This window comes from Amycolatopsis sp. NPDC004772 (assembly GCF_053601215.1).
Genome location: NZ_JBSGBK010000091.1, coordinates 1 through 25,043 on the forward strand (window position 1 = coordinate 1; position 25,043 = coordinate 25,043).

A 25,043-nucleotide genomic window follows, 5' to 3' on the forward strand; every position below is an offset into this window, starting at 1 on the left:
TTGTGTCCCGTGCGGGTGTGGTCCGGCCCCCGCTACCGCGAAACCCCTCAGCCCCCCCCCCCCCCCCCCCGGGGGGGGGGGGCGCGGCCCCCCCCCCCCCCCCCCCGCCACATTGGGTGCGTCGGACGCAACCAACGCCACATTGGGGCGCTTTGGCGCGGCCGGTCGGGACTCGTGCGTTCGGCGCAGCGGAAGACCGCTCAGCACCCTTGCGGAACTCCGGCAAAAGCCGCGGGAGTAACTTGGTAAGGGTGTTCCCCGAGCATCGTCCCCGCAGGCTTCGCACCACTCCGGCCATGCGCAGGCTGGTGGGCGAAACGACACTGCGGCCACGCCAGCTGATCCTCCCGATGTTCGTCGCCGAGGGGATCGACGCGCCGCGGCCGATCTCGAGCATGCCCGGCGTCGTCCAGCACACGCGCGACACGCTGCGGAAGGCCGCCGTCGACGCGGTCAACGCCGGGGTCGGCGGGCTCATGCTGTTCGGCATCCCGGCCACGCGCGACGCCGAAGGCTCCGGCGCGGTCGACGAGAAGGGCATCCTCAACGTCGCCCTGCGCGACCTGCGCCACGAGCTGGGCGACGCCACCGTGCTGATGGCCGACACCTGCCTCGACGAGTTCACCGACCACGGCCACTGCGGCGTCCTGGACGCCGACGGCGGGGTCGACAACGACGCCACCCTGCGGATCTACGCCCAGATGGCGATCGCGCAGGTCGAAGCCGGGGCGCACGTGCTCGGGCCGTCCGGGATGATGGACGGCCAGATCGGCGTCATCCGCCGGGCGCTCGACGAGGTCGGCCACAAGGACACGGCGATCCTCGCCTACTCCGCGAAGTACGCCAGCGCGTTCTACGGCCCCTTCCGCGAGGCCGTCGACTCGCAGCTCAAGGGCGACCGCAAGACCTACCAGCAGGACCCGGGCAACGGCCGCGAGGCGCTGCGCGAGATCGAGCTGGACCTCGCCGAGGGCGCGGACATGATCATGGTCAAGCCGGCGCTGGCCTACCTGGACGTGATCAAGGCGGCGGCGGACATCTCCCCGGTCCCGGTGGCGGCGTACAACATCTCGGGCGAGTACGCGATGGTCGAGGCCGCCGCGGCGAACGGCTGGCTCGACCGCGAGCGGACGGTTCTCGAGGTGCTGACGTCGATCCGCCGCGCGGGCGCGGACATGATCCTCACCTACTGGGCCGCGGAAGCCGCTGCCTGGCTGGACTGACCCGTTAGAGTCCTCGCGTGGCAGAGAACGACGACCTGACCGGTCTGACCGACGACGAACGGCGCAAGCAGGGCCGCTCGCCAGATCCGGTGCTCCCCGGCGAGAAGGCGCCCAAGGCGACTCCGCCGCGCCCGGTGGCCGTGTCGTTCTGGTTGTGGCTGGCCGGCGGGGTGGTGCTGATCCTCGGGTACGTCCAGCTGATGGCCGGCAAGTCCGCGGTCATCGACCGGTACGTCGAGGGCACCAAGGACCCGAAGATCACGCCGCAGATGATCGCGGACGGCGTCACGGCGATGCTGTGGTTCCTGCTCGTCGGGTCGATCGTGTTCACGCTGCTGTTCCTGCTGTTCGCGTACAAGGCCCGCGAAGGCACCCGCTCGGCCCGGACGGTGCTGACCGTGCTGCCGATCGTGATGGTGCTGCTGATCTTCACGTTCGCGCCGGTGCTGACGTACCTGACGCTGGTCGCGGTGCTGCTGTTCGTGATCGCGCTGGTGCTGCTGTACCTGCCGTCGGTGAGCGGCTACTTCCCCAAGGTCGGCAAGAAGCTGTGAGGCTGTATGCCGAGTCCGGCGTGAGCTGGGCGGCGATCGGCTGGGGCCCGGCGTTCGCCGTGGTGGGCGCGCTGGCGGAGCTGGCCACGGGCGGCCCGGTGCACGTGGTGGGCTGGCTGCTGGTCGGGTTCGCGCTGTGCGTGATCACGATGCCGTGGGTGTACGCCCGGCGCCGGTTCCTCTCACTGGAGGTGACGACCGAGCAGCTGCGCCAGGGCCGGGAGAAGGTGCCCGCGTCTCAGGTGGCCTCAGTGACGGACGTCGGGGCGCCGGTGGGCGCGCGGGTCCTCGGCGGCGGCTGGTCGGTGCCGCGGAAGTACGACTCGCTGCCGGTCGAACTGGCCGACGGCACGGTGGTGCTGGCGTGGGCGAAGGACGTCGAGGCCCTGCGGGACGCGCTGGACCGGCTCGTCCGGGCAACGCCGCGGGAAGCATGAGAAAATCGACCTCGTGATCGACCTTCCGCAGCCCACCGGGGCCGAGCTCTGGCCGCCGGAAGAAGCCGGCCCGCCCGCGAGGCTGCACAAACCGTGGCGGACGCTCGTCGCCGTCGTGGAGGTCGTGCTTGCCGTTCTCGCCGGGTGGGTGGCCTACCTGTGCTGGCACGACAGCGTCGCCACCGTCGTCACGCGGACCGAGGACGGCGCCGTGCTCGAGTCGCACCGGTACTTCGGGGGCCTGCTGGCCGCCGCCATCGGGCTCGGGACCGTGGCCGCTCTGCTGCTCGTCGACGCGGTGCGTCAGCTCGCGCTCGCCATCCGTGCCCGGAGCCCCAAGCCGAAGGCCTGATACACAGCTCGCGCACAGGCAACGAACAGTCAATTGCTAAGCACCCGCACCAAAGTTGCCGCATGACGCGCGTGCGTGCCTCGAAGGCATGGGTGATCAACGGAGCTCTGGTCGTACTGCTGGCCGGGGCGGGATTCGGGATATACCAGGCATTCAGCCCCGAACCGAGCTCGGCGCAGGCGCAGTCGCGCAGCACCCCGGTCCGCCGGGCGACGGTCACCGAGACCGTCTCCGCCGCCGGGACGCTCGCCAGCAGCTACACCGGCGCGGCGAACTTCGCGACGGCCGGCAAGGTCACCTCGATCGACGTCAAGGTCGGTGACGTCGTCAGCGCCGGGCAGAAGCTCGCCACCGTCGACAGCACCCAGGCGTCGAAGCAGCTTCAGGTCGCGAAGGCGAACCTCGCCGTCGCGCAGGACGGCCTGGACACCGCGGAAACCGCCGAAGCCACGCCGGCCACCGGGCAGAACAGCCAGAACGCCCAGACCAGCGCGGCCAACAACGTCACCTCCGCGCAGGCGAAGCTCGACCAGGCCGAGCTGGACGTCCAAACCGCCCAGCAGGCGCTCGACAACACCGTGCTGTACGCGCCCGGCGCCGGCACGGTCACCGCGGTCAACGGCACCGTCGGGCAGCAGTCCTCCAGCGGCTCCACGGCGACGGCGCAGTCGTCGAGCAGCAGCGGCAGCGGCCAGGGCGGTCAAGGCTCGTCGAACTCCAGCTCCGCCGCGTCTTCGTCGTCCGGCAGCAGCTCCGGGTTCATCACCATCACGAACCTGACCGGCCTGGTCGTCAACACCTCCGTCGCGGAGATCGACGTCAGCAAGGTCAAGGCGGGCCAGAAGGCCACGGTGACGCTCAACGCGCTGCCGGACAAGCCGATCCAGGCCACCGTGTCGAGCATCAACCTGACCCCGACCACCAGCGGCAGCGTCGTCTCCTACGGCGCGCAGCTGGCTCTGGCCAATCCGCCGGACGGGCTGCGGCCCGGCCAGTCGGCGAGCGTGGTGATCACCGTCGCCGAGGCGGACGACGCGCTCAGCGTGCCGGCCGCGGCCGTGCAGACCGTCGGCAGCACCAACCTCGTCACCGTGCAGGAAAACGGGCAGAACGTCACGCGCCAGGTGCAGGTCGGGCTGCGCGGCGAGTCGACCGTCCAGATCACCTCCGGGCTGACCGAGGGCGAGAACGTCGTGCTGACCGCGACGGCCTCGACCGGGACCACCGGCGGCGCCGGGCGCACCGGCGGTACCGGCGGGTTCCCCGGCGGCGGGACCGGCGGGTTCCCGGGCGGCGGCCAGCGCGGCACCGGCGCCGGCGGCGGTTTCGGCGGCCGCGGGTGAACCCGGTGATCGCGGTCTCCGGACTGCGCAAGACCTACGGCGCCGGCGAGACCGCCGTGCACGCGCTGCGCGGCGTCGACCTCACCGTGTGGCCCGGCGAGTACGTCGCGATCATGGGCGCGTCCGGCTCGGGGAAGTCCACCCTGCTGAACATGCTGGGCTGCCTCGACGTGCCGACGTCCGGCCGGTACCTCTTGGACGGGTTCGGCGTCGGGAAGCTGAACGAACGGCAGCTGGCGTTGCTGCGCAACCGGAAGATCGGCTTCATCTTCCAGTCCTTCAACCTGGTGCCCCGGACGTCGGCTTTGTCCAATGTGGAGCTTCCGCTCGTCTACAGTGGACTGCGCCGCTCGGAGCGACGCCGGCGCGCGCTCGCCGCGCTCGACATGGTCGGGCTGTCCGACCGGGCCAAGCACCTGCCCAGTGAGCTCTCCGGCGGCCAGATCCAGCGCGTCGCCGTGGCGCGGGCGCTCGTCACCGGCCCGGCGATGCTGCTGGCCGACGAGCCCACCGGCAACCTCGACCGGCGCAGCACCGAGGACGTCCTCGGCGTCTTCGACCGGCTCAACGCCCTCGGCCGCACGATCGTCGTCATCACCCACGAAGACGAGGTCGCCGAGCACGCGCACCGCGTGGTCCGCGTCGACGACGGCTTGATCGTGTCGGACGTATCAAGCACAGGCACGCGCGCGGTGGGGGCGGTCTCGTGAACCTCCTCGAAATCCTGCGGTTCGCCGTGCGCGGGCTCACCGCGAACAAGCTGCGCTCGGCGCTGACCACGCTCGGCATCACCATCGGCGTCGCCGCGGTGATCCTGCTGGTCGCGGTGGGCAACGGCGCGTCGGCGGCGATCGCGGCCAGCATCCAGGGCCTCGGCACCAACGTCGTCAACGTCTCCCCGGCCCGCGGCGGCGGCCAGGGCGCGACCGCGCGGCCGCTCACCGTCCAGGACGCGCACGCGCTCGTCGACCCCGTCGGCGCCCCCGACGTCAAGGCCGCCTCGCCGGTGGTCAACACGACGGCGACCGCGACCTACGGGCAGACGTCCTACGACATCTCCAGCGTCGCCGGCACCGAACCGGCGTACTTCACCACGACCAACCGCGAGCTCGCCCAAGGTCAGCTGTTCACCAGCGAGGACGTCACGGCGGCGCGGAAGGTCGTCGTGCTCGGCCCGACGACCGCGGAGTCGATCTTCGGGACGGCCGACCCGGTCGGCAAGAACGTGCTGCTGAACAGCATCCAGTTCACCGTGATCGGGGTGCTGCAGGCCAAGGGCAGCACCGGCCTGCAGAACGCCGACGACGTCGCCATCGCGCCGATCTCGGCGGTCCAGAACTCCCTGGCCGGGTACGGCAGCCTCAGTCAGATCGCCGTCCAGGCCACCAGCGCCGACTCCGTCTCCCTCGCCCAGTCCGAGATCACCGCCATCCTCAACGCCCGCCACGGCATCCGGCTCGGCGGCACCCCGGACTACCAGATCCAGAACTCCGAACAGCTGCTCGCGACCCGGACGTCGGCGACCGAGACGTTCACCGTGCTGCTGGCCGCCGTCGCGGCGATCTCCCTGCTGGTCGGCGGGATCGGCGTCACAAACATCATGCTCGTCACGGTCACCGAGCGGATCCGCGAGATCGGCATCCGGAAGGCCATCGGCGCCCCGCGCGCGGCCATCCTCGGTCAGTTCCTCGCCGAGGCGACCATGCTCAGCCTGTTCGGCGGGCTGCTCGGCGTCGCGATCGGGCTGATCGGCAGCCGGTTCACCATCTCCGGGATCAAACCCGTCGTGGTGCCCTCGTCGATCCTGCTCGCGTTCGCGGTATCCGCCCTGATCGGGCTGTTCTTCGGCAGCTTCCCGGCGAACCGGGCCGCCAAGCTGAGGCCCATCGACGCCCTGCGTCACGAATAAGGAGTCTTCGCATGTCCACCCACACGACGACCCCGCCGGGGGACGAGCCGACGGCGATCCTCCCCGCCGTCGAGCCGACCGCGGAACAGATCGTCGCCAGCCCGGCCGTCGACGGCGACCTCAACGCCGAAATGCGCCGCGCCGCGAAGCCGTTCTCCCGCACCACGCTGGTGCTCGCCGGGCTCGTCGCCTTCGCGATCGCGTTCGGCGGCGGGGCCTGGACGCACGCCGCGTTCGGCTCGGCCACGCCGGCGCGCCCGAGCGGGACCGCCGGCGGCACGCAGGCCAGGACCGGCCAGCAAGCGGGCGCCGGCCAGCAGGGCGGTGGCTTCCGCGGCGCGGGCGGCCGCGGCACCAGCGGCACGGTCGACCGCGTCGACGGCACCACGGTGTACGTCAAGACCGCGCAGGGCGACGACGTCAAGGTGTCCACATCGGACTCGACCACGGTCGGGGTGACCCAGCAGGGCAAGCTCTCGGACCTCAAGCCGGGTGCGACGGTCGTCGTCCAGGGTCAGGCCGGCAGCGACGGGACGGTGGCCGCGCAGGCCATCACCCAGCAGGCCGCGCGCTAGTTGAGGACGACGATCGCGGCGTTGAGCGCCGTCGCGTAGAGGATCCAGGCGAGGTAGGGCACCAGGAGCGCGGCGGCGGCCTTCGACCGGTGGCCGAACAGGACGATCGTCACCACCACGACGACGTCCAGCAGCACGATGTCGGCCAGTGCGACCCGGGCCGCGCCGCTCTCGAAGAACAGCGGTGTCCAGAGCAGGTTGAACAGCAGGCCGATGCCGTAGGCGGCGAACCCGCGGGTCTCGCCGTCGGTCCGCCAGTACAGCCAGCCGGCCACCGCGATGGTGCCGTAGAGCACCGTCCACACCGGACCGAACAGGGACGGGGGCGCGGCCCACGACGGCTGCTCGAGCTGCGCGTAGACCTCGCGCGCCGACGTCGCCGCCAGGGCGCCGACCACGGCCACCACGGCGACGACCCCCGCGAACCCGGCCAGCATCAGCCACTGATTGCGGTGCGGGGCGCGTTCGGTCACCGGCTGTTCCCCTCCCGGGCGGCTGCCCGCCATCTTATGCGGGTTTGGGACACTGGACCGGTGAGCACTGGAACCGAGCAGTCCAAGGCATGGTTCGACCGCGCGAAGACGGCCATTCCGGGCGGGGTGAACTCGCCGGTGCGGGCGTTCAACTCGGTCGGCGGGACCCCGCGCTTCATGGTCCGCGGCGAGGGCCCGCACCTGTGGGACGCCGACGGCAACCGGTACGTCGACCTGGTGTCCTCGTGGGGCCCGATGATCCTGGGCCACGCGCACCCGGCGGTCGTCGAGGCGGCGCGCACGGCGGCGACGTCCGGGCTCTCGTTCGGCACGCCGACGATCGGCGAGGTCGAGCTGGCCGAGGAGATCATCGGCCGGGTCGAGCCGGTCGAGCAGGTCCGGCTGGTCAACTCCGGCACCGAGGCCACGATGAGCGCGATCCGGCTGGCCCGCGGGTTCACCGGCCGGTCGAAGATCCTGAAGTTCGCCGGGTGTTACCACGGTCACGTCGACGCGCTGCTCGCCCAGGCCGGCTCCGGCGTCGCGACGCTCGGGCTGCCGACGTCGCCGGGTGTCACCGGGGCGCAGGCGGCGGACACGCTGGTACTGCCCTACAACGACCTCGACGCCGTCCGGAAGTCCTTTGAGGACAACCCGGGCGAGATCGCCGCGGTGATCACCGAGGCGGCGGCCGGGAACATGGGCGCGGTGGCGCCCGCCGACGGCTTCAACGCGGGGCTGCGCGAGCTGGCCCACGAGCACGGCGCGCTGCTGATCATGGACGAGGTGATGACCGGGTTCCGCGTCTCGCACGCGGGCTGGTTCGGCCTCGAAGGGGTGGCCGGCGACCTCTACACGTTCGGCAAGGTGATGTCCGGCGGGCTGCCGGCGGCGGCCTTCGGCGGCCGCGCCGACGTGATGGCCAAGCTCGCCCCGGGCGGGCCGGTCTACCAGGCCGGGACGCTGTCCGGGAACCCGGTCGCGGTGGCCACGGGCCTCGCGACGCTGCGCGCGGCCGACCACGCCGTGTACGCGGCTCTCGACGCCAACGCCAAGCGCCTCGGCAACCTCTTCCACGCCGCGCTGAGCGAAGCCGGGGTTGCGCACAACGTCCAGTACGCGGGCAACCTGGTGAGCGTGTTCTTCGGGGAGGAGCCGGTCCGCGACTACGTCGGCGCGCAGGCGTCCGAGACGTGGCGCTTCCCGCCGTTCTTCCACGCGTTGCTCGACGGAGGCGTGTACGCGCCGCCGAGCGCGTACGAGGCCTGGTTCGTCAACGCGGCGATGGACGACGAAGCGTTCTCGGTGATCGAAGCGGCTCTGCCCGCGGCGGCGCGCGCGGCGGCTGGGGCCGTCCAGTGACCACCGTCGTCCACATGCTGCGGCACGGCGAAGTGCACAACCCGACGAAGATCCTGTACGGCCGTCTGCCGGGCTACCGGCTCTCGGAGCGGGGGCAGCGGCAGGCGCTGACGGTCGCCGAGGCCGTCGCGGGGCACGACCTCGTGCACGTCGTCGCGTCGCCGTTGCAGCGGGCGCAGGAGACGGCGGCCCCGATCGCCGCCGCGCACCGGCTCGACATCGCGACCGACGACGGGCTGATCGAGGCGGGCAACCAGTTCGAGGGCCTGCAGGTGGCGGTCGGCGACGGCGCGCTGCGGGAGCCGAAGCACTGGCCGAAACTGGTCAACCCGTTCAAGCCGTCGTGGGGCGAGCCGTACCTCGAGATCGCGCACCGGATGCTCGGCGCGGTCCACCGGGCCCGGGAGGCGGCGGACGGGCACGAGGCGCTGTGCGTGTCGCACCAGCTGCCGATCTGGACGTTGCGGCGGTTCCTCGAGGGCAAGCGCCTGTGGCACGACCCGCGGCGCCGCCAGTGCTCGCTGGCGTCCCTGACGTCGCTGGTGTTCGAGGGCGACGAGCTGCGCGAGATCGTCTACAGCGAGCCCGCGGGCGCGACCGACCCGAAGGTGACCGGGGCATGAAACGGCTGGTCGTCGGCCTGGTCGCGGCGCTCGCGCTGGCCGGCTGCAGCACGGGCAAGGACGCGGTGGTCCAGGGCAGCAGCTTCAGCTTCGTCTCCCCGGGCGGCAAGGTCGACATCACCTACGACGTCGCCCAGCGCCAGACGGCCCCGGTCCTGGCCGGCGAAGACCTGATGAACGAGGGCAAGCAGCTGTCGCTGGCGGACTACGGCGGCAAGGTCGTGGTGCTGAACCTGTGGGGCCAGTGGTGCGGGCCGTGCCGCACGGAGGCGCCCGAGATGGAATCGCTGGCCAAGCAGGGCGTCCAGGTGGTGGGCATCGACGTCCGCGACCCGTCCCGCGAGGTGGCCCAGGACTTCGTGCGGGACCGCAAGCTGACGTACCCGTCGATCTACGACCCGGACGGCCGCGTGCTGCTCAAGCTGAGCGGCTACCCGAGGAACATCATCCCGTCGACGATCATCCTGGACAAACAGCACCGCGTGGCGGCGGTGTTCCTGCGGCCGGTGCTGGCCCAGGACCTGCTCCCGGTGACCCAGCGGCTGACCGCGGAAGCCTGAGCGGGCGAGCGCCCGAGGCCCGAAGCCGGCCGGGACGAAGGTCCTGATCTGCTGTGACCGAGGTCCTGTGAAGCGGCCCCGGCGTTCTCACCAGGACCTCACTGCCTACCCTCAACGGGGTGAACTCCGTGACCGAGCTGGCGATCTCCGGGCCGCTGCTGCTCGCCGCGGGTGTTGCGCTGCTCGCCGGGGCCATCTCGTTCGCCTCGCCGTGCGTCGTGCCGCTCGTTCCGGGGTACCTCGCCTACCTCGCCGCCCTCGTCGGGGCCGATGCTCCCGCCGTCAAGGCCGATGAAGCGCGCAAGAACGGGCGGTGGGCCGTCGTCGGGGCCGCCCTGCTCTTCGTCCTCGGGTTCACCGTCGTGTTCGTCGCCACCCTCGGCACGCTCGTCTGGCTGACCGCGACCCTCACCCTCAACCAGGACCTGCTCCAGCGCATCGGCGGCGTCCTCACCATCGCCATGGCCTTCGTCTTCCTCGGCTGGATCCCCCGCCTGCAGCGCGAGGTGCGCTCGCACCACGTCCCGCGCGGCGGCGTCTGGGGCGCGCCGCTGCTCGGCGCCATCTTCGGCCTCGGCTGGACGCCCTGCATCGGGCCGACGCTGTCCGCCGTCACCACCCTGGCCAGCGCCACCGGCGGGGCCGCGGCGCGCGGGTACCTGCTGATCGCCGTCTACTGCCTGGGTCTGGGGCTGCCGTTCCTGCTCATCGCGCTCGGTGCCCGGTGGGCCGTGCGGGCCACCGACTGGGTGCGGCGGCACGGCCGTCAGGTGCAGATCGTCGGCGGGGTGCTGCTGCTGATCGTCGGCGTCCTGCTGGTCACCGGCGTCTGGGGGGATCTGATGGGCTGGCTCCGCAACGAACTCGCCCTCGACCTGAGGCTGCCCCTGTGACGACGACCGAAGCACCCCCCAAGACGCCGCACCCCACGCCCGCCAAGCGCACCTTCGCCTTCCTGCGCAACACCTGGCGGGGCCTGACGTCCATGCGGACCGCGCTCGTCCTGCTGTTCCTCCTGGCCCTGGCCGCCCTGCCGGGTGCGCTCCTGCCGCAGCGGAAGCTCAACGCGCCCAAGGTCGACGACTACATCGCCGCGCACGGCTGGTGGGGGACGCTGCTCGACAAGTTCGAGTTCTACGACGTCTACTCCAGCATCTGGTTCTCGGCCATCTACCTGCTGCTGATGGTTTCGCTCGTCGGCTGCCTGACCCCGCGCAGCTTCGAGTACGTCAAGGCGATGCGCGCCAAGCCCGTGCTGACTCCGCGCAACCTGGCCCGGATGCCGCACTACCGGCTCGGCCGGGGCAAGACCGACGTCGCCGCCGAGGTCGCCGCCGCCCACAAACAGCTCTCCGGCTGGCGCCGCGTCGAACGCGAGGAAGCCGGCGGCGTCCGGACCATCTCGGCCGAACGCGGGTTCCTGCGCGAGACCGGCAACCTGCTCTTCCACTTCAGCATGCTCGGGCTGATCGTCTTCTTCGCCCTCGGCAAGCTCTACAGCTACGAAGGCCAGGTCATCGTCCAGGCCGACGGCAGCACCTTCTGCAACGCCGGCATCTACAACTACGACTCGTTCAACGCCGGCCTGGACGTCGACGGCACCGACCTCAACCCGTTCTGCGTGAAGGTCAACGACTTCACCGCCCGCTACACCGACGCCGGCCAGCCGGACTACTACCACTCGAACATCGAGTACCAGTCCGGCGCGGACCTGGACACGGGCACCTGGCGCCCGTACGGCCTCGAGGTCAACTCGCCGCTGCGCACCGCCGGCGACCGCGTCTACCTGCTCGGGCACGGCTACTCGCCGAAGTTCACCGTCACCTTCCCGGACGGCTCGCAGCGCACCCAGAACACCCAGTGGCGCACCGTCGACCCGGGCACCATGCTCGCCGAGGGCGCGACGAAGTTCGACCAGCCCGGCATCACCGACGAGGTCCAGCGGCGGACCCGGCAGCTGGCCATCACCGGCCTGTTCGCCCCGACCGCGTTCCTGCACGGCAGCGTCCTGACGTCGTCGGCGCCGGAGGCGAACGACCCGGCCGTCGCCGTCGACGTCCTGCGCGGTGACCTGGGCCTCGACGCCGGGCGCGGGCAGTCCGTCTTCTCGGTCGACCAGTCGCTCGTCGACGACGGCAGGCTGAAGAAGGTCGCCCGGCAGAACCTGAAGGTCGGCGAGGAGCTCAAGCTCGACGACGGCACGAAGATCCGCTTCGACGGCGTCGGCCAGTGGGTCTCGCTGCAGATCTCGCACGACCCCACCCAGGGGTTCGTGCTCGGCTTCGCCATCGCGATGTTCGTCGGCCTCGGCGCGTCGCTGCTGGTCAAGCGCCGCCGGCTGTGGGTGCGGGTGAAGCCGGGAACCGAGGACGAGCCGGGTACCGTGATCGAGGTCGCCGGGCTGGCCCGCACCGACCAGGCCGGGTACGGCGAAGAGTTCCACCGGGTCAGCGAACGCCTGATCAGTGGGCAGAAGGGCTGAGGCATGCCGATCAACGAGACGCTGTCGACCTACAGCGACTGGCTGTACACCACCGCCGCGGCGATCTACGTCGTCGCGCTGATGTTCACCCTGGTCGAGCAGGGCTTCGGCGCCAAGGGACGGCTCGCCACCGAGCGCGCCAAGCTGCGGGCGCGCGAGCTCGTCGGCGCCGGTGGCCCGCCGGTCGAGGAGATCCCCGCCGCGCAGCGCGAGGTCGGCCGCCCGGAGCGGATCGGCCGGATGGGCGCGGCGCTGCTCGTGCTCGGCGCGCTGCTGCAGCTGACGGCGATCGTGCTGCGCGGCCTCGCCGTGCACCGCGCGCCGTGGGGCAACATGTACGAGTACGGCATGGCCGTCACCTTCATCACGGTGCTGACCTGGCTGATCGTGCTGTGGAAGTTCCCGGTCCGGCACCTCACCGGCTTCCTGCTGCTGCCCGTCGTGATCCTGATGTTCATCAACGGCACGCTGCTGTACACGACCGCGGCGCCGGTGCAGCCCGCGCTGCAGTCGTACTGGCTGGTCATCCACGTCGCGGCGGCCATCATCGGCTCCGGCGTGTTCCTGGTCCCGGGCGTCGCGAGCGTGCTGTACCTGTTCCGCGCGGCCCACGACAAGGACAACACCAAGTTCGCCCGGTTCGCCCCGAAGCTGCCCGCGGCCGACGTCCTCGACCGGATCGCCTACCGGACCACCATCTTCGCCTTCCCGGTGTTCACCTTCGGCGTGCTCTGCGGCGCGGTCTGGGCGGAGTCGGCGTGGGGCCGGTTCTGGGGCTGGGACCCGAAGGAGACCTGCGCGTTCATCGCCTGGGTCGTCTACGCGGCCTACCTGCACTCGCGGGCGACCGCGGGCTGGCGCGGCGCGCGGGCCGCGATCATCAACATCGTCGGGTTCGCCGCGATGATCTTCAACCTGTTCTTCGTGAACCTCGTCTCGGTCGGCCTGCACTCCTACGCCGGGGTGGGCTGAGCATCCCGCGCGTCCGCCGACTACCGTCGACACCGGGGGACTGTGTGTCAGGCGGAGTGCGCGGAGGTTTTCACCGGTGACCGGACCCAGCGAAGAATCGGCTCCTGGCCACCCCGAACAGGCCGCTGCGGCACCGCAGCCCGGCCTGTTCTCCGACGACCGGACGGACTCGCACCCGCACCCCGAGACGTCGGGGGCGTTCGACGTGCAGCCGACGCAGGCCGTCGCGCCGCCGCCCAACCCGGCGGTTTCGGGCCCGCACCAGGTGCCGAATCCGGCCGTGTCGGGGCCGCACCAGATGCCCTACGGCTACGACCAGAACCTCCCGCCGCTGCAGCCGCAGTACGGCGACCCGGCGCAGCAGTACCAGGCCAACGCCCAGTACCCGCCGCAGCAGCCGTCCGGCCTGCCGCAGCCCCAGGGCGGCCGGCACGCGGCGCCCCAGCCCGGCCCGGGCCACGGCCACGACCTGTCGACCGCGCACCTGGTCAAGCAGACCCGGCGGCCGCCGCAGTCGGGCTGGCGCAAGGCGGTCTACGTCGGCACCGGGAAGCTGGTCAACCCGGGGGAGAGCCCGGCGGACACCCGCCGCCGTGAGCTCATCGCCCGCGTCAACCAGCCGCTGCGCGGGTGCTACAAGATCGCGATGCTGTCGCTCAAGGGCGGCGTCGGCAAGACCACGGTGACGACGACGCTGGGCTCGACGTTCGCCTCCCTGCGCGGTGACCGCGTGGTGGCGGTGGACGCCAACCCGGACCGCGGCACGCTGTCGCAGAAGATCCCCCTGGAGACGACGGCGACGGTCCGCCACCTGCTGCGTGATGCGGCTCGCATCACGCGCTACAGCGACGTCCGGTCGTACACCTCGCAGGGCTCGAGCCGGCTGGAGATCCTGGCGAGCGAGCAGGACCCGGCCGTGTCGGAGGCGTTCTCCGAGGACGACTACCGGCGCACGGTCAACCTGCTGGAGCACTTCTACAACATCGTGCTCACCGACTGCGGGACGGGCTTGATGCACTCGGCGATGAAGGGCGTCCTGGACGTGGCGGACGCGCTGGTCGTGGTCTCGTCCGGCTCGGTCGACGGCGCCCGCAGCGCCTCGGCGACCCTGGACTGGCTCGAGGCCCACGGCTACGGCGAGCTGGTCAAACGCTCGGTGGCGGTGATCAACTCGGTCCGCCCCAAGGGCGGCTCCGTCGACCTCGACAAGTTGTCGGCCCACTTCGGCGCGAAGGTCCGCGCGGTGTGCAAGGTCCCGTTCGACCCGCACCTGGAGGAGGGCGCGGAGATCGAGCTGGACCGCCTGTCGGGCGACACCCGCCTCGCACTCCTCGACCTGGCAGCGACCGTCGCCGACGGCTTCGCCACCCCGCTCTCACAGGGCTACCGCTGACCCCTCACCAGTGCCGTAACTCACGTGATCAAGCCCGGAACCGGCGTGATTGGAGCCGGAACCGGCGTGATTGGAGCCGGATCTCGTGAGTTCCGGCTTCAATCACGCGAGATCCGGCTCGGATCACGCGGGTGACGGGCCCGGACACGCGGGTTCCGGCTCCGGGCACGGGCGTGCCGGGACGCGCGGGGCTGGGGCCGGTGAAGGTAAAGGGCGGGTCAGCCGTCTTCGTCCCGGCGTTTGCGCTGCTGTTCGGCCAGCTGGCGCAGGAAGTCGGGGTCGTCGTCCGGGGCGAGGGGGGCGCGGCGCGGAGCCGAGGGCACCCCGACTCGCTGGCCGGCGAACGACCGCCACAGGAGCAGGGCGACGACCAGCGCGCCGACCGCCGCGAGCAGAGCGAGCATGCCGGATCCTTCCGTATGGCTGCCTGTCCCCCGAGGTTAACCGGTCCGGCCGTGTGATGGGCCTGAAGCCGACCCGGTAGCGCACGAAAGCCGTGCCGGGGACGGGGTGGTTCCCGTACCCGACACGGCCCTGACGTCCGGATGGTTCAGGCGGTGCGCGCCGGTTCGCTGGCGTCGGTGGTCAGCTCGGCGAGGAGCTCGTTCACCTCGGACTCCCGGAACCGCCGGTGCCCGCCCGGGGTCCGGATCGAGCCGATCCGCCCCGCGGTCGCCCACCGCGTCACCGTCTTGGGGTCCACTCGGAACAGCGCCGCCACCTCGCCAGGGGTGAGCAGGCGTCCGCCCATCGTCGCGGTCATTTTCCGCCTCCTTAACGAACTCACTGCTATACCGGAGGCGTCCGGGCCCTTCTGCCCGTCGCGCCGGGGTAGCCAACAAGGCAATCGTTGCACTTCACCCGTCGGGTACTCGAACGGTTGTCTCCGAGTAAAGAGCCCTTAAAGGTCAAAACGGACAGGTTGTTTACGGACGGCAACTACCTGCGGTGACCTGACGTGCGCAGACGTCCCTCCCTTGGCCACCGGCGGCCAGGCGTGGTGCCAATGGGGGATTGTCCAACCGCATAGAGTGATCCCGTGGATCAGTTGGACCGGAAGATCATCGCAGCGTTGCGCATCAACGGACGGGCCACCTACGCCGACCTCGGACGGGCCGTCGGGCTCTCCGCGTCGTCGGTGCACGAGCGCGTGGGCAAGCTGGAAGCCGCCGGCGTGATCACCGGCTACCACGCGGTCGTCGACCCCAGCTCCGTCGGCCTCGGCGTCACCGCCCTCGTCGGCATCCATCCGACCGACACCGCGACCGAAGACGACGTCGCCGACGCGCTCGGCGAGCTCGACGAGGTCGAGAGCTGCTACGCGGTGGCCGGCGACGAGGCGTTCGTCGTCAAGGTGCGGGTGCCGACCGTCGACGAGCTGGAACGCACGCTGGGCCGGCTGCGCCGCATCCCCGGCGTCGGCCGGACGAACACCACCGTGGTGCTCTCGACCCGGTTCGAGGGCCGCCCGAACAACGCGGGCCTGCAGAAGGACCGGCCGGGCGGGGCGTAGCCTGCGTTGGTGTGAGCGACGAGAAGCCCCCGCAGCTGGCCCGTGACCTGACGCTGTACCTGCTGGCGCGGTTCGTGCTGGTCGGGGTGATCGCGTGGGCGCTGTCCCTGACCGGGGTGCCGCTGCTGGTCGCCCTGCTGATCGGCCTGGTCGTCGGGCTGCCGCTCGGCCTGCTGCTGTTCCGGCCGCTCAACGCCCGCGTGACCGCCGGGCTGGCGAAGCGCAACGAGAAGCGGGCCCGCGCCCGCGCCGAGCTGCGCGCGCAGCTGCGCGGCGACACGGCCGGGCAGTCCGAGTGAGCCGCCTCCACAGCCGCAGCTGGGTCCGCGAGGCCGTCCGGATCATCGAGGCCGACGCCAACCGCAGCGCCGACACGCACCTGCACGTCTTCCCGCTGCCCCCGGAGTGGGGCATCGACCTGTACCTCAAGGACGAGTCGGTGCACCCGACCGGCTCGCTGAAGCACCGGCTGGCCCGGTCGCTGTTCCTCTACGGGCTGGTCAACGGCCAGATCGGGCCGGACACCGTGCTCGTCGAGGCCTCCAGCGGCTCGACCGCGGTGTCCGAGGCCTACTTCGCCCGGATGCTGGGCCTGCGCTTCATCACCGTCGTGCCGCGGCGCACGTCGAAGGAGAAGGTCGCGCTCATCGAGTTCTACGGCGGCGAATGCCACTTCGTCGACGAAGCCCCGGCGATGTACCCCGAGGCGGAACGGCTCGCGGCCGAGTGCGGCGGGCACTACCTCGACCAGTTCACCTACGCCGAGCGCGCGACGGACTGGCGCGGCAACAACAACATCGCCGAGTCGGTGTTCGCGCAGATGCGCTCGGAACGCCACCCGATCCCGAAGTGGATCGTCGTCGGCGCGGGCACCGGCGGCACGAGCGCGACCTTCGGCCGGTACGTCCGCTACAAGCGCCACACGACGAAGATCTGCGTCGTCGACCCGGAGAACTCGTCGTTCTACGGCGCCTGGGAGACGGGGGCGCTGGACTACGGCACCGGCATGCCGTCGCGGATCGAGGGCATCGGGCGGCCGCGCTGCGAGCCGTCGTTCGTGCCCGGCGTCATCGACGAGATGTTCCAGATCCCCGACGCCGGGTCGCTGGCGGCCATCCGGCTGCTGCGCGAGCGCACCGGCCACTGGGCCGGCGGCTCGACCGGCACCAACCTCTACGGCGCCTTCCGGCTCATCTCGCGGATGGTCGAAGACGGCCAGGCGGGCAGCGTCGTGACGCTGCTGTGCGACGGCGGCGAGCGCTACGCGCACACCTACTACAACGACGAGTGGCTGGCCCAGCAGAACCTGGACATCGCGCCGCACACGGCGTTGTTCGAGGAGTTCCTGGCCACCGGGAAGTTCCCGGACCTCTAAAGGTTCAGGCCGACCGCGGCCAGTGCCGCCCAGGCGAGCATGGCCAGCCCGGTGTCGCGCAGGGCCGGGATGAGGTCGCGGCCGGTCGCGTTGTGGCGGATCGCGCTGACCGACCCGAACAGCATCGGGGCGCTGAGCAGCGGCAACGCGGCGAGCGAGCGCGTGACGAACCCCATCACGATCGCGAGCACGTACGGCACGGCGATCAGCGCCAGGTAGAGCCGCCGGGTGCCCTGGTCACCCATGCGGGTGGCCAGGGTGCGCTTGCCGGACTCGATGTCGGTCGGGATGTCGCGCAGGTTGTTGGCCGTCAGGACGGCCGTCGAGAAGCAGCCGACGGCGACCGCGCAGGCCAGCGCCGCCCAGCTCACCCGGCCCGCCTGGACGTACACCGTGCCCAGCACGCCGGCCAGGCCGAAGAACACGAAAACGGCGATCTCGCCGAAGCCGTAGTAGCCGTAGGGCTTCTTGCCGCCGGTGTAGAACCACGCGCCGAGGATGCACAGCGCGCCCATGCCCAGGAGCCACCAGTGGCCGCTGACGGCCACCAGGACCAGCCCCAGCACGCCGGCGAGGCCCAGCGAGACCAGCGCGGCGGTGAGCACGGCCTTCGGGGCGGCGACCTTCGAACCGACCAGCCGCAGCGGGCCGACGCGATTCTCGTCGGTGCCGCGGATGCCGTCGGAGTAGTCGTTGGCGTAGTTGACGCCGACGATCAGCGAGAGCGAGACCAGCAGCGCCAGCGCCGAACGCCACCAGGAGAACGCGTCCAGCGCGATCGCCGCGCCGACGCCCGCCACCACCGGCGCCACCGCGTTGGGCAGCGTCCGTGGCCGGGCCCCTTCGATCCACTCGCTCAAGCTCGCCATGGCGCCATTCAACGCCATCTCGATCAGTGCGCCGAGGGGAGCCCGGACCGGGCGCCGTCCAGGGCGTCGAGCTCCCGCCGGACGCGCTCGGCGTCGTGCGTGCGGCCCTGCTGCCGGAACAGCTCGAGCGCTTCCTGCCACGCCGCACGGGCCTGGTCGTGGTGGCCGAGCGCGGCGTGGGGCAGTCCGAGGCAGCTGAGGGTGTCGGCCACCTGGAAGGTGTTGCCGCGCTCCCGGTAGACCGTGAGGGCGCTCTGGTAGTAGCCGATCGCGGCGGCGTGGTGGCCGGTGTGGTGCTCGATGTAGCCGAGGCTGTCGAGCGTGTCCGCTTCGCCGTCGGATTCGCCGTGCCGCCGGTGGAGGGCCAGCGCGGCCGTGCAGTGGCTGCGCGCGGTCTCGAAGTCGCCGGTCCGGGCGGCGAACCAGCCCACCTGGTTGAGCTCGCGCGCCTCCCACACCGGCCGGCCCAGGGTCCGGAAGAGCGCCAGCGCCCGGGTGGCGTGCTCCAGGGCCTGCCGGTCGTCGCCGCGCAGCTGCCACACCCACGACAGCCCGTGGTGGATCAGGCCCTCTTCGGTCGGGTCCTCGTGCTTCGCGGCGAGGGCGGCGGCCTCGCCGAGGTGCTCGACCGCCTCGTCGTGCCGCCGGAAGTACATGAAGACGTCGCCGATCAGCCGGTGCGCGCGGATGTGCACGGACGGGTCGGACAGGTGCTCGGTGGCCTCCAGCGCGGCCTGCCACACCACGAGCCGGTCGTGCAGCATCCCCCGCCGGTTCTGGAACGTGTGCAGGCTCCACGCCAGGTGCCACACGATTTCGTGCCGGCCGAGGGCCGCGGCGGCGTGCTGGGCGGCCAGCAGGTTGGCGTGCTCGGCGTCGAACCACGCCATGGCTTCGGCATCGTCGGACGGCGAGCCGGGTTCGACGCCGGGTGCGGGGGCGGCGAGCCGGACGGCCTGGCGGTGCGGGTCCACCCGGTGGTCGGCCGCGTGCGCGGTGTGGGCGTAGCAGTCGAGCACCCGGTGCAGCGCGGCTCGACGCTCGGCGAGCGGGAGGTCCCGCTCGGCGGTGGCCGTGGCGTAGTCGCGGATGAGGTCGTGCATCGCGTACCGGCCGCCGGCGCGGCGGGTCAGCAGCGAGGCCTCCTCCAGCATGCTGAGCACCTTGGCGGTCCGCCGCGGCGGCGAACCGGCGAGCGCGGCCGCGGCGGGCAGCCCGATGTCCGCTCCGGGCGCGGTGCCGAGCAGGGCGAACAGGGTGCGCTGTTCGCCGGTGAGGGCCCGCAGGGACCACGACAGCACCGTCGGCAGGCTGACCGTGGGATCGTCGTGGTCGAGCGCGTCGAGGCCGAGGTCGCGCAGTTCGGCGGCGAACTCGGCGAGCGGGATGTGGGGCCGGGTGTGCGCGTGGCGGCTCATGATGGCCAGCGCCAGCGGGTAGCGCCCGCACAGGCTGATCAGCGCTTCGGCCGCGGCCGGCTCGGCGGCGATCCGGGGCTCGCCGAGGCGTTCGGCCAGCAGTGCGTGGGCCTCCCCGTGGCTGAGGATGTCGAGCTGGAGGTGCCGGGCGCCGTAGCGGGTGATCAGCGGGGCGAGGTGCCGCCGGCTGGTGACGACGGTCGTGCAGGCCGGGCTGCCCGGCAGCAGCGGGACCACCTGCTCGGCGTCCGCCGCGTTGTCCAGCACGATCAGCATCCGCTTGCCGTCGACGAGCTTCCGGTACAACGCGACCTGGGCGTCCGGCTCGGGCGGGATGCGGCTGGGGGCGACGCCCAGCGCGCCGAGGAACCCGCGCACCACGACGGACGGGTCGAGCGGGGCACCGGCCGAGGAGAACCCGTGGAGGTCGGCGAACAGCCGGCCGTCCGGGAACCGGTCGCGGTGCGCGTGCGCCCAGTGCAGCACCAGCCAGGTCTTGCCGACGCCGCCGGCGCCGGCCAGCGCGGAGATCTGGACCACCCGGCTCACGTCCGCCTCGGGGCGGGACGCGGCGGTGAGCGCGGCGAGCTCGTCGGCGCGGCCGATGAACGACGGCGGCGCCGGGGGGAAGTGGTGCGGCACCGCGCCGGCACCGGCCGGCGTGCCCGCCGGTGCCGCGGTCAGGTCCGGGTCGCCGCGGAGGACCCGCTGGTGCAGCTCCCGCAGCGGCGGGCTCGGATCGGCGCCCAGTTCCCGGACGAGCCGTCGCCGCAGCTGCTCGTAGTGGTCGAGGGCGTCGGCCTGGCGGCCGCAGCGGTACAGGGCCAGCACGACCTGACCGGCGAGCCGCTCGTCCAGGGGGTGCTCGCGGGTCCGGGCCGTCAGCTCCGGCAGCAGTTCGGCGTGCCGGCCTTGGCGCAGGCCCACGTCGGCGTGGTCGAGTTCCGCCGCCCACCGTTCGGCCCGCAGGTCACGGCGCAGCTCGTCGGCCCACGGGGTGCCGACGTCGGCCAGCGCTTCCCCGCGCCAGAGCGCGCGGGCCTGCTCGAAGAGACCGGCGGCGGCCTCGTCGTCGTCGGCCTCGCGGGCCTCGGCCACCAGCCGGCGGAACCGGTGCAGGTCGACCGCGTCGGGGTCGACGCGCAGGAAGTAGCCGCCGCCGCGCCGCTCGATCTCCAGGCCACCGCCCGCCAAAACGCCACGCAGCCGGGACAGGTAGCTGTACAGCGTGTCGCGTGCCCGCAGCGGCGGGTTCTCCGCCCACACGCGGTCGATCAGCTGCTCGACCGGCACCAGCCGGTTCGCGTCGGCGAGCAGCGCCGCCAGCACCGATCGCTGCCGGACCGGCCCGAGCTCCACCTGCCTGTCGTCCTGGCGGGCTTCGATCGTGCCCAGCACCCGGAACTCCACCCCTGCGCCCTCCCTGCGGCCACCGGGCCCGTGCCCGGCCGGCACCGCATTCGACCAGCTCGTTCAAGCGGTCTGCAAGGTTTCGCCACGATGCTTACGGCAAGGTGGTGGACACACCGCGTGAGCGGTCGGGGAAGCACCGGCCGGGACCGTGCCGCCGAGGGGGCGGTGCGGTCCCGGTTCGCCGACGTCAGTCGGTGGACGGCAGCTGCAGGACGAGCGAGCCGCTGTTCGGGTCCGCGGCGGGGACGTCGGCCAGCGCCGCACCCGCGGGAAGGAGGACCCCCAGGGCGACGGCGGTGCTGATCAGGACGGTGCGAATCAGGCGCGTCATGGTGAGTAGCCAAGCGGGCGCACCCTGTTCGTGTCAACGAAGTGCCGCCATTCAGCCGGTCGGACGCGGCTCGAGCCGGGCCTTCACCGCCGCCCGGTCGACCTTGCCCGGCCCGCGCAGCGGCAGCTCCGAGACGGATTCGATGCGCTTCGGCGTCGCCGCCGCGCCCAGCTCCGCGCGGACCGCCGCGCGCAGGTCGCCGTGCTCGCCCGGCGGGACGACCAGCGCCACCACGGCCTCGCCCCACTCCGGGTCCGGCACGCCGACGACGCAGGCGTCCCGCACCCCGGGCTGCGCGCGGAGGCACCGCTCGATCGCGTTCGCCGACACCTTCACGCCGCCGGTGTTGATCATGTCGTCGGCCCGGCCGAGGACCTCGACGCGGCCGTCGGCGTGGCGAACCCCACGGTCGGAGGTCGTGAACCAGCCGTCCGAGAAGGACTCCGCGGTCAGGTCCGGCCGGCGCCGGTAGCCGTGCGCTAGGACGTCGCCGGCGATGCGGATCCGGTCGCCCTCGACGTCGACCCGGACGCCGTCGAGGGGGACGCCGTCGTAGACGCAGCCGCTGGCCGTCTCGCTCATCCCGTACGCCGGCACGATCCGCACGCGAGCGTCCGCGGCGCGCTCCCGCAAGGACGGCGGGGTCGCCGCCGCGCCGACGACGATCGCGTCGAACGTCCGGGCCGCGGCGAGCCCGGCGCCGCCGTCGTCGAGCAGGCGGACCAGCTGGGTCGGCACCAAGGCCGTGTACCGCGGGCCGCTCCCGAGCCGGGCCGCCGCGGCGGCGAAGTCGTCCTGGCGGAAGCCGGAGCCGGTCAGCAGCGCCGGGGTCGTCCCGGCCAGCAGCGACCGGACCAGCACCTGGAGCCCGCCGATATAGTGCGCCGGCGTCGCCAGGAGCCAGTGTCCCGGCCCGCCGAGCCGGGTGTGCGTGGCCGCGGCGGACGCGGTCAGCGCGCGGGCCGACAACAGGACGCCCTTGGGCGCGCCGGTCGAGCCCGACGTGGCGATGACCACGGCGGTGCCCGGCTCGGCGGGCTCGTCCGGGGCCATCGCGTCGCGCAGCGCGGGGTCGGTGAACGGCAGCACCGCCGGGCCGCCGCCCAGCGCGGCCGCGACGGCTCGCTTCAGGGTTTCGAGCGCCTCGGGCGAGCCGTCGAGGTGGACCGGGAGCAGCTCAGTAGTAATAGGGGACGTCCTTGAAATCGGGGTCGCGCTTCTGGAGGAACGCGTCACGGCCTTCGACGGCCTCGTCCTGCATGTAGGCCAACCGGGTGGTCTCGCCGGCGAACAGCTGCTGGCCGACCAGGCCGTCGTCGGTGAGGTTGAACGCGTACTTCAGCATCCGCTGCGCCGTCGGCGACTTGCGCGTGATCTCCCACGCCCAGGTCAGCGCCTCTTTCTCCAGGTCGGCGTGCGGGACGACGGCGTTCACCGCGCCCATGTGGTGCATCTGCTCGGCGGAGTACTCGCGGCCGAGGAAGAAGATTTCGCGGGCGAACTTCTGCCCGACCATCTTCGCCAGGTACGCCGAGCCGTAGCCGCCGTCGAACGAGCCGACGTCGGCGTCGGTCTGCTTGAACTTCGCGTGCTCGGCCGAGGCGAGGGTGAGATCGCACACGACGTGCAGGGAGTGCCCGCCGCCCGCGGCCCAGCCCGGCACCACCGCGATCACGGGTTTCGGCATGAAGCGGATGAGCCGCTGGCACTCGAGGATGTGCAGCCGGCCGGCCCGCGCGGGGTCCACCGTGTCGGAGGTCTCCCCGCTCGCGTACTGATACCCGGACCGTCCGCGAATACGCTGGTCACCACCGGAGCAGAACGCCCACCCGCCGTCCTTGGGCGACGGGCCGTTCCCGGTGAGCAGGACACAACCGACATCGGCGCTCATCCGGGCGTGGTCGAGGGCCCGGTAGAGCTCGTCGACGGTGTGCGGCCGGAAGGCGTTGCGGACCTCCGGGCGGTCGAACGCGATGCGCACCACGCGTTTGCCGCCGCGGTCCTCGGCGGAACGGTGGTAGGTGATGTCGGTGAAGGCGAAACCTTCGACCTCGGTCCACGCGGCGGGGTCGAACAGCTCGGAAACTCGGGCGTCATCCACGTTTGCGAGGATAGGACCTGTGGACAGAACTGATCTCGATGAGTCTGGAGCCTGCCGGTGAACCCTTCCACCGCGCAGGCCAGGGTCATCGTCGACGAACTCGTCCGCAACACCGTTTCGCACGTCGTCCTCTGCCCGGGCTCCCGCAACGCGCCGCTGTCGATCGCGCTGTACGACGCGGCCGCGGCCGGGAAGCTCCGGCTCCACGTCCGCATCGACGAGCGCGGGGCCGCGTTCCTCGCCCTCGGCATCGCCGCGCGCACCGGCCGCCCGGTGGCCGTGCTCTGCACGTCCGGCACCGCGGCCGCGAACTTCCACCCCGCCGTCCTCGAAGCCGACCGCGCGGGTGTCCCGCTGATCGTGCTGACCGCCGACCGGCCGCCCGAGCTGCGGGCCGCGGGCGCGTCGCAGGTCATCGACCAGCACCAGCTCTACGGCGACGCTGTCCGCTACTTCGACGAGCTGGCTGTCGCCGAGCGGCGGGCCGGCCAGAACTCGTACTGGCGCAGCCAGATCTGCCGGGCCTGGAACGCCGCCTACGGCGAGTGGCGCTGCGGGCCGGTGCACCTGAACATCCCGTTCCGCGAGCCGCTCGTGCCGGACCTGGACGACGACGGCGAGTGGTACGAATCGCTCGACGGCCGCGCGGACGGGTCCCGCTGGACCGAGCTGCCGGACTTCGGCGCGCTGCCGTCGTTCGTGGTGCCCTCGGCCCGCCACGGCCTGGTCATCGCGTGTGACACCGGCGTCCAGGCGGCCAGCGAATGGGCCGAGCAGCACGGCTGGCCGGTGATCTCCGAAACCGGCGGGATCGGCCTGTCCGGCGGCACGGCGATCTCGTCCGGCGCGTGGCTGCTGGGCGTCGAGGAGTTCATCTCGCGGCACAAGCCGGAGCAGGTGCTCTGCCTCGGGCGGCCGACGGTGTTCCGGCAGATTCAGAAGGTGATCTCCGACCCGGACGTCGAGGTCCTGCTGGTCCGGCCGGACTCGGACTGGCCGGCGCCCGCGCACAACGTCCGGCAGGTCGGGCAGTGGTTCGACGAGCCGACCAAGCCCGCCGACCCGGAGTGGCTGGCCGGTTGGCGCCGGGCCGATGCCGCAGCCGCGTCCGCCGTGGCCTCGACGCTGGCCGAGGAGCCGTGGCCGTCCGGGCTGCGGGTGGCGACCGAGCTGGTGGACGCGCTGCCGCCGGACTCGCTGCTGGTCGTCGGCTCGTCCAACCCGACCCGGGACGTCGCGCTGGCCGGCCGGCTGCGCCCGGACGTCCTCGTGCACCGCAACCGCGGCGTCGCGGGCATCGACGGCACGGTGTCGACGGCCATCGGGGCCGCGTACGTACACCGCGGCCCGTCGTACGCGCTGCTGGGCGACCTGACCTTCCTGCACGACGCGTCGGGGTTGCTGACCGGGCCCGCCGAGCAGCGGCCCGACCTGACGATCGTGGTCCTCAACGACGACGGCGGCGGCATCTTCTCCCTGCTGGAGCAGGGGGCGCCGGAGCACTCGGCCAGCTTCGAGCGCGTGTTCGGCACGCCGCACGGCGCTGACCTTGGCGCGCTGTGCGCCGGCTACCGCGTCCCGCACGTCGTCGCGGAGACGCTGACGGAGTTCCGGGCCGCGCTGGCGCCGGCGCCGGGCCTGCGGGTCGTCGAAGTCCGGGTGGACCGGTCACGGCACCGCGATCTGCACTCGCGCCTGCGGGCGGCGGTGTCGGCGGCCGTGTCCGCGGGCTGACGTCAACCGCTTTCCGGGTGGAATCCCAGTA

27 protein-coding genes are annotated in these 25,043 nt (G+C 72.2%); 19 read left to right on the forward strand and 8 right to left on the reverse strand.

The window, feature by feature from the left end:
• The first annotated feature begins 251 nt into the window (after nucleotides 1–251).
• The 8 genes from hemB to ACWEF6_RS35725 all read left to right on the forward strand — a co-directional run bounded on the left by hemB (nucleotide 252) and on the right by ACWEF6_RS35725 (nucleotide 6,393).
• Nucleotides 252–1,223, forward strand: coding sequence for a porphobilinogen synthase (hemB, locus tag ACWEF6_RS35690; protein WP_449686975.1), 972 nt, complete (start codon nucleotides 252–254; stop codon nucleotides 1,221–1,223).
• Nucleotides 1,224–1,240: 17 nt separating this feature from the next.
• Nucleotides 1,241–1,777, forward strand: a complete 537-nt coding sequence (locus ACWEF6_RS35695) for a hypothetical protein (protein WP_310967909.1) — start codon at nucleotides 1,241–1,243, stop codon at nucleotides 1,775–1,777.
• On the forward strand, nucleotides 1,774–2,214 hold the full coding sequence (locus ACWEF6_RS35700; protein ID WP_449686977.1) for a hypothetical protein: 441 nt from the start codon (nucleotides 1,774–1,776) through the stop codon (nucleotides 2,212–2,214). The genes ACWEF6_RS35695 and ACWEF6_RS35700 overlap by 4 nt, the downstream gene beginning before the upstream one ends.
• Nucleotides 2,215–2,227: 13 nt before the next feature.
• The gene (locus tag ACWEF6_RS35705) at nucleotides 2,228–2,566 is read left to right on the forward strand and encodes a hypothetical protein (protein ID WP_449686979.1); all 339 of its coding nucleotides are present in this window, start codon (nucleotides 2,228–2,230) and stop codon (nucleotides 2,564–2,566) included.
• A gap of 62 nt (nucleotides 2,567–2,628) precedes the next feature.
• Nucleotides 2,629–3,909 carry an efflux RND transporter periplasmic adaptor subunit gene (locus tag ACWEF6_RS35710; protein WP_449686980.1) on the forward strand — a complete coding sequence of 427 codons (1,281 nt, stop codon included), beginning with the start codon at nucleotides 2,629–2,631 and terminating at the stop codon, nucleotides 3,907–3,909.
• Nucleotides 3,906–4,619 carry an ABC transporter ATP-binding protein gene (locus ACWEF6_RS35715; protein ID WP_449686981.1) on the forward strand — a complete coding sequence of 238 codons (714 nt, stop codon included), beginning with the start codon at nucleotides 3,906–3,908 and terminating at the stop codon, nucleotides 4,617–4,619. Before ACWEF6_RS35710 ends, ACWEF6_RS35715 begins: the two co-directional genes overlap by 4 nt.
• A complete protein-coding gene (locus ACWEF6_RS35720; protein WP_449686982.1) occupies nucleotides 4,616–5,818 on the forward strand; it encodes an ABC transporter permease in 1,203 nt (400 codons plus the stop codon). Before ACWEF6_RS35715 ends, ACWEF6_RS35720 begins: the two co-directional genes overlap by 4 nt.
• A gap of 11 nt (nucleotides 5,819–5,829) precedes the next feature.
• Entirely contained in the window at nucleotides 5,830–6,393 is a 564-nt protein-coding gene (locus tag ACWEF6_RS35725) for a hypothetical protein (RefSeq protein WP_449686983.1), read from the forward strand.
• Here ACWEF6_RS35725 and ACWEF6_RS35730 read toward each other — a convergent pair.
• A complete protein-coding gene (locus ACWEF6_RS35730; RefSeq protein ID WP_449686984.1) occupies nucleotides 6,390–6,866 on the reverse strand; it encodes a TspO/MBR family protein in 477 nt (158 codons plus the stop codon). The two genes, ACWEF6_RS35725 and ACWEF6_RS35730, sit on opposite strands and share 4 nt — an antisense overlap.
• Before the next feature lie 60 nt (nucleotides 6,867–6,926).
• On the opposite strand from ACWEF6_RS35730, the gene hemL reads away from it, so the two are divergent.
• The 7 genes from hemL to ACWEF6_RS35765 all read left to right on the forward strand — a co-directional run bounded on the left by hemL (nucleotide 6,927) and on the right by ACWEF6_RS35765 (nucleotide 14,258).
• On the forward strand, nucleotides 6,927–8,228 hold the full coding sequence (gene hemL / locus ACWEF6_RS35735; protein WP_449686985.1) for a glutamate-1-semialdehyde 2,1-aminomutase: 1,302 nt from the start codon (nucleotides 6,927–6,929) through the stop codon (nucleotides 8,226–8,228).
• Nucleotides 8,225–8,851 (forward strand): histidine phosphatase family protein, encoded by a 627-nt coding sequence (locus ACWEF6_RS35740; RefSeq protein WP_449686986.1) that lies wholly within the window; start codon nucleotides 8,225–8,227, stop codon nucleotides 8,849–8,851. The genes hemL and ACWEF6_RS35740 overlap by 4 nt, the downstream gene beginning before the upstream one ends.
• Nucleotides 8,848–9,411 carry a redoxin domain-containing protein gene (locus ACWEF6_RS35745; RefSeq protein ID WP_449686987.1) on the forward strand — a complete coding sequence of 188 codons (564 nt, stop codon included), beginning with the start codon at nucleotides 8,848–8,850 and terminating at the stop codon, nucleotides 9,409–9,411. Before ACWEF6_RS35740 ends, ACWEF6_RS35745 begins: the two co-directional genes overlap by 4 nt.
• Before the next feature lie 119 nt (nucleotides 9,412–9,530).
• Nucleotides 9,531–10,304 carry a cytochrome c biogenesis CcdA family protein gene (locus tag ACWEF6_RS35750; protein ID WP_449686988.1) on the forward strand — a complete coding sequence of 258 codons (774 nt, stop codon included), beginning with the start codon at nucleotides 9,531–9,533 and terminating at the stop codon, nucleotides 10,302–10,304.
• On the forward strand, nucleotides 10,301–11,893 hold the full coding sequence (resB, locus tag ACWEF6_RS35755; protein WP_449686989.1) for a cytochrome c biogenesis protein ResB: 1,593 nt from the start codon (nucleotides 10,301–10,303) through the stop codon (nucleotides 11,891–11,893). The genes ACWEF6_RS35750 and resB overlap by 4 nt, the downstream gene beginning before the upstream one ends.
• A gap of 3 nt (nucleotides 11,894–11,896) precedes the next feature.
• Entirely contained in the window at nucleotides 11,897–12,865 is a 969-nt protein-coding gene (gene ccsB, locus ACWEF6_RS35760; protein ID WP_449686990.1) for a c-type cytochrome biogenesis protein CcsB, read from the forward strand.
• Between the two features lie 76 nt (nucleotides 12,866–12,941).
• A complete protein-coding gene (locus ACWEF6_RS35765) occupies nucleotides 12,942–14,258 on the forward strand; it encodes a nucleotide-binding protein (protein ID WP_449686991.1) in 1,317 nt (438 codons plus the stop codon).
• 218 nt (nucleotides 14,259–14,476) lie between these two features.
• Here the strand turns inward: ACWEF6_RS35765 and ACWEF6_RS35770 are convergent, their stop codons facing one another.
• Complete coding sequence (locus ACWEF6_RS35770; protein WP_310967892.1) at nucleotides 14,477–14,662, reverse strand: hypothetical protein; 186 nt, start codon at nucleotides 14,660–14,662, stop codon at nucleotides 14,477–14,479.
• Nucleotides 14,663–14,808: 146 nt separating this feature from the next.
• Nucleotides 14,809–15,021 (reverse strand): BldC family transcriptional regulator, encoded by a 213-nt coding sequence (locus ACWEF6_RS35775; RefSeq protein ID WP_086837800.1) that lies wholly within the window; start codon nucleotides 15,019–15,021, stop codon nucleotides 14,809–14,811.
• Between the two features lie 276 nt (nucleotides 15,022–15,297).
• Here ACWEF6_RS35775 and ACWEF6_RS35780 point away from each other — a divergent pair, with 276 nt between their 5' ends.
• The 3 genes from ACWEF6_RS35780 to ACWEF6_RS35790 are packed head-to-tail and all read left to right on the forward strand — an operon-like array spanning nucleotide 15,298 to nucleotide 17,146.
• A complete protein-coding gene (locus ACWEF6_RS35780; protein ID WP_449686992.1) occupies nucleotides 15,298–15,771 on the forward strand; it encodes an Lrp/AsnC family transcriptional regulator in 474 nt (157 codons plus the stop codon).
• Nucleotides 15,772–15,782: 11 nt separating this feature from the next.
• Nucleotides 15,783–16,070 (forward strand): DUF4229 domain-containing protein, encoded by a 288-nt coding sequence (locus ACWEF6_RS35785; RefSeq protein WP_310967890.1) that lies wholly within the window; start codon nucleotides 15,783–15,785, stop codon nucleotides 16,068–16,070.
• Nucleotides 16,067–17,146, forward strand: coding sequence for a PLP-dependent cysteine synthase family protein (locus ACWEF6_RS35790; protein WP_449686993.1), 1,080 nt, complete (start codon nucleotides 16,067–16,069; stop codon nucleotides 17,144–17,146). The genes ACWEF6_RS35785 and ACWEF6_RS35790 overlap by 4 nt, the downstream gene beginning before the upstream one ends.
• On the opposite strand, the gene ACWEF6_RS35795 is transcribed toward ACWEF6_RS35790, so the two are convergent.
• From ACWEF6_RS35795 to ACWEF6_RS35815, 5 genes are all read right to left on the reverse strand, one after another.
• On the reverse strand, nucleotides 17,143–18,015 hold the full coding sequence (locus ACWEF6_RS35795) for a 1,4-dihydroxy-2-naphthoate polyprenyltransferase (RefSeq protein ID WP_449686994.1): 873 nt from the start codon (nucleotides 18,013–18,015) through the stop codon (nucleotides 17,143–17,145). The two genes, ACWEF6_RS35790 and ACWEF6_RS35795, sit on opposite strands and share 4 nt — an antisense overlap.
• Before the next feature lie 23 nt (nucleotides 18,016–18,038).
• Nucleotides 18,039–20,843, reverse strand: coding sequence for a BTAD domain-containing putative transcriptional regulator (locus tag ACWEF6_RS35800; RefSeq protein WP_449686995.1), 2,805 nt, complete (start codon nucleotides 20,841–20,843; stop codon nucleotides 18,039–18,041).
• 190 nt (nucleotides 20,844–21,033) lie between these two features.
• Nucleotides 21,034–21,177: a hypothetical protein gene (locus ACWEF6_RS35805; RefSeq protein ID WP_449686996.1), complete on the reverse strand. Its 144-nt coding sequence runs from the start codon at nucleotides 21,175–21,177 to the stop codon at nucleotides 21,034–21,036.
• 51 nt (nucleotides 21,178–21,228) lie between these two features.
• Nucleotides 21,229–22,353, reverse strand: a complete 1,125-nt coding sequence (gene menE / locus ACWEF6_RS35810; protein WP_449687006.1) for an o-succinylbenzoate--CoA ligase — start codon at nucleotides 22,351–22,353, stop codon at nucleotides 21,229–21,231.
• A 1-nt stretch (nucleotide 22,354) separates the two neighbouring features.
• Nucleotides 22,355–23,278 carry a 1,4-dihydroxy-2-naphthoyl-CoA synthase gene (locus tag ACWEF6_RS35815; RefSeq protein ID WP_449678388.1) on the reverse strand — a complete coding sequence of 308 codons (924 nt, stop codon included), beginning with the start codon at nucleotides 23,276–23,278 and terminating at the stop codon, nucleotides 22,355–22,357.
• Between the two features lie 57 nt (nucleotides 23,279–23,335).
• Between ACWEF6_RS35815 and menD the strand changes: the two genes are divergently transcribed.
• Entirely contained in the window at nucleotides 23,336–25,012 is a 1,677-nt protein-coding gene (menD, locus tag ACWEF6_RS35820; RefSeq protein WP_449686997.1) for a 2-succinyl-5-enolpyruvyl-6-hydroxy-3-cyclohexene-1-carboxylic-acid synthase, read from the forward strand.
• Nucleotides 25,013–25,043 lie beyond the last annotated feature (31 nt).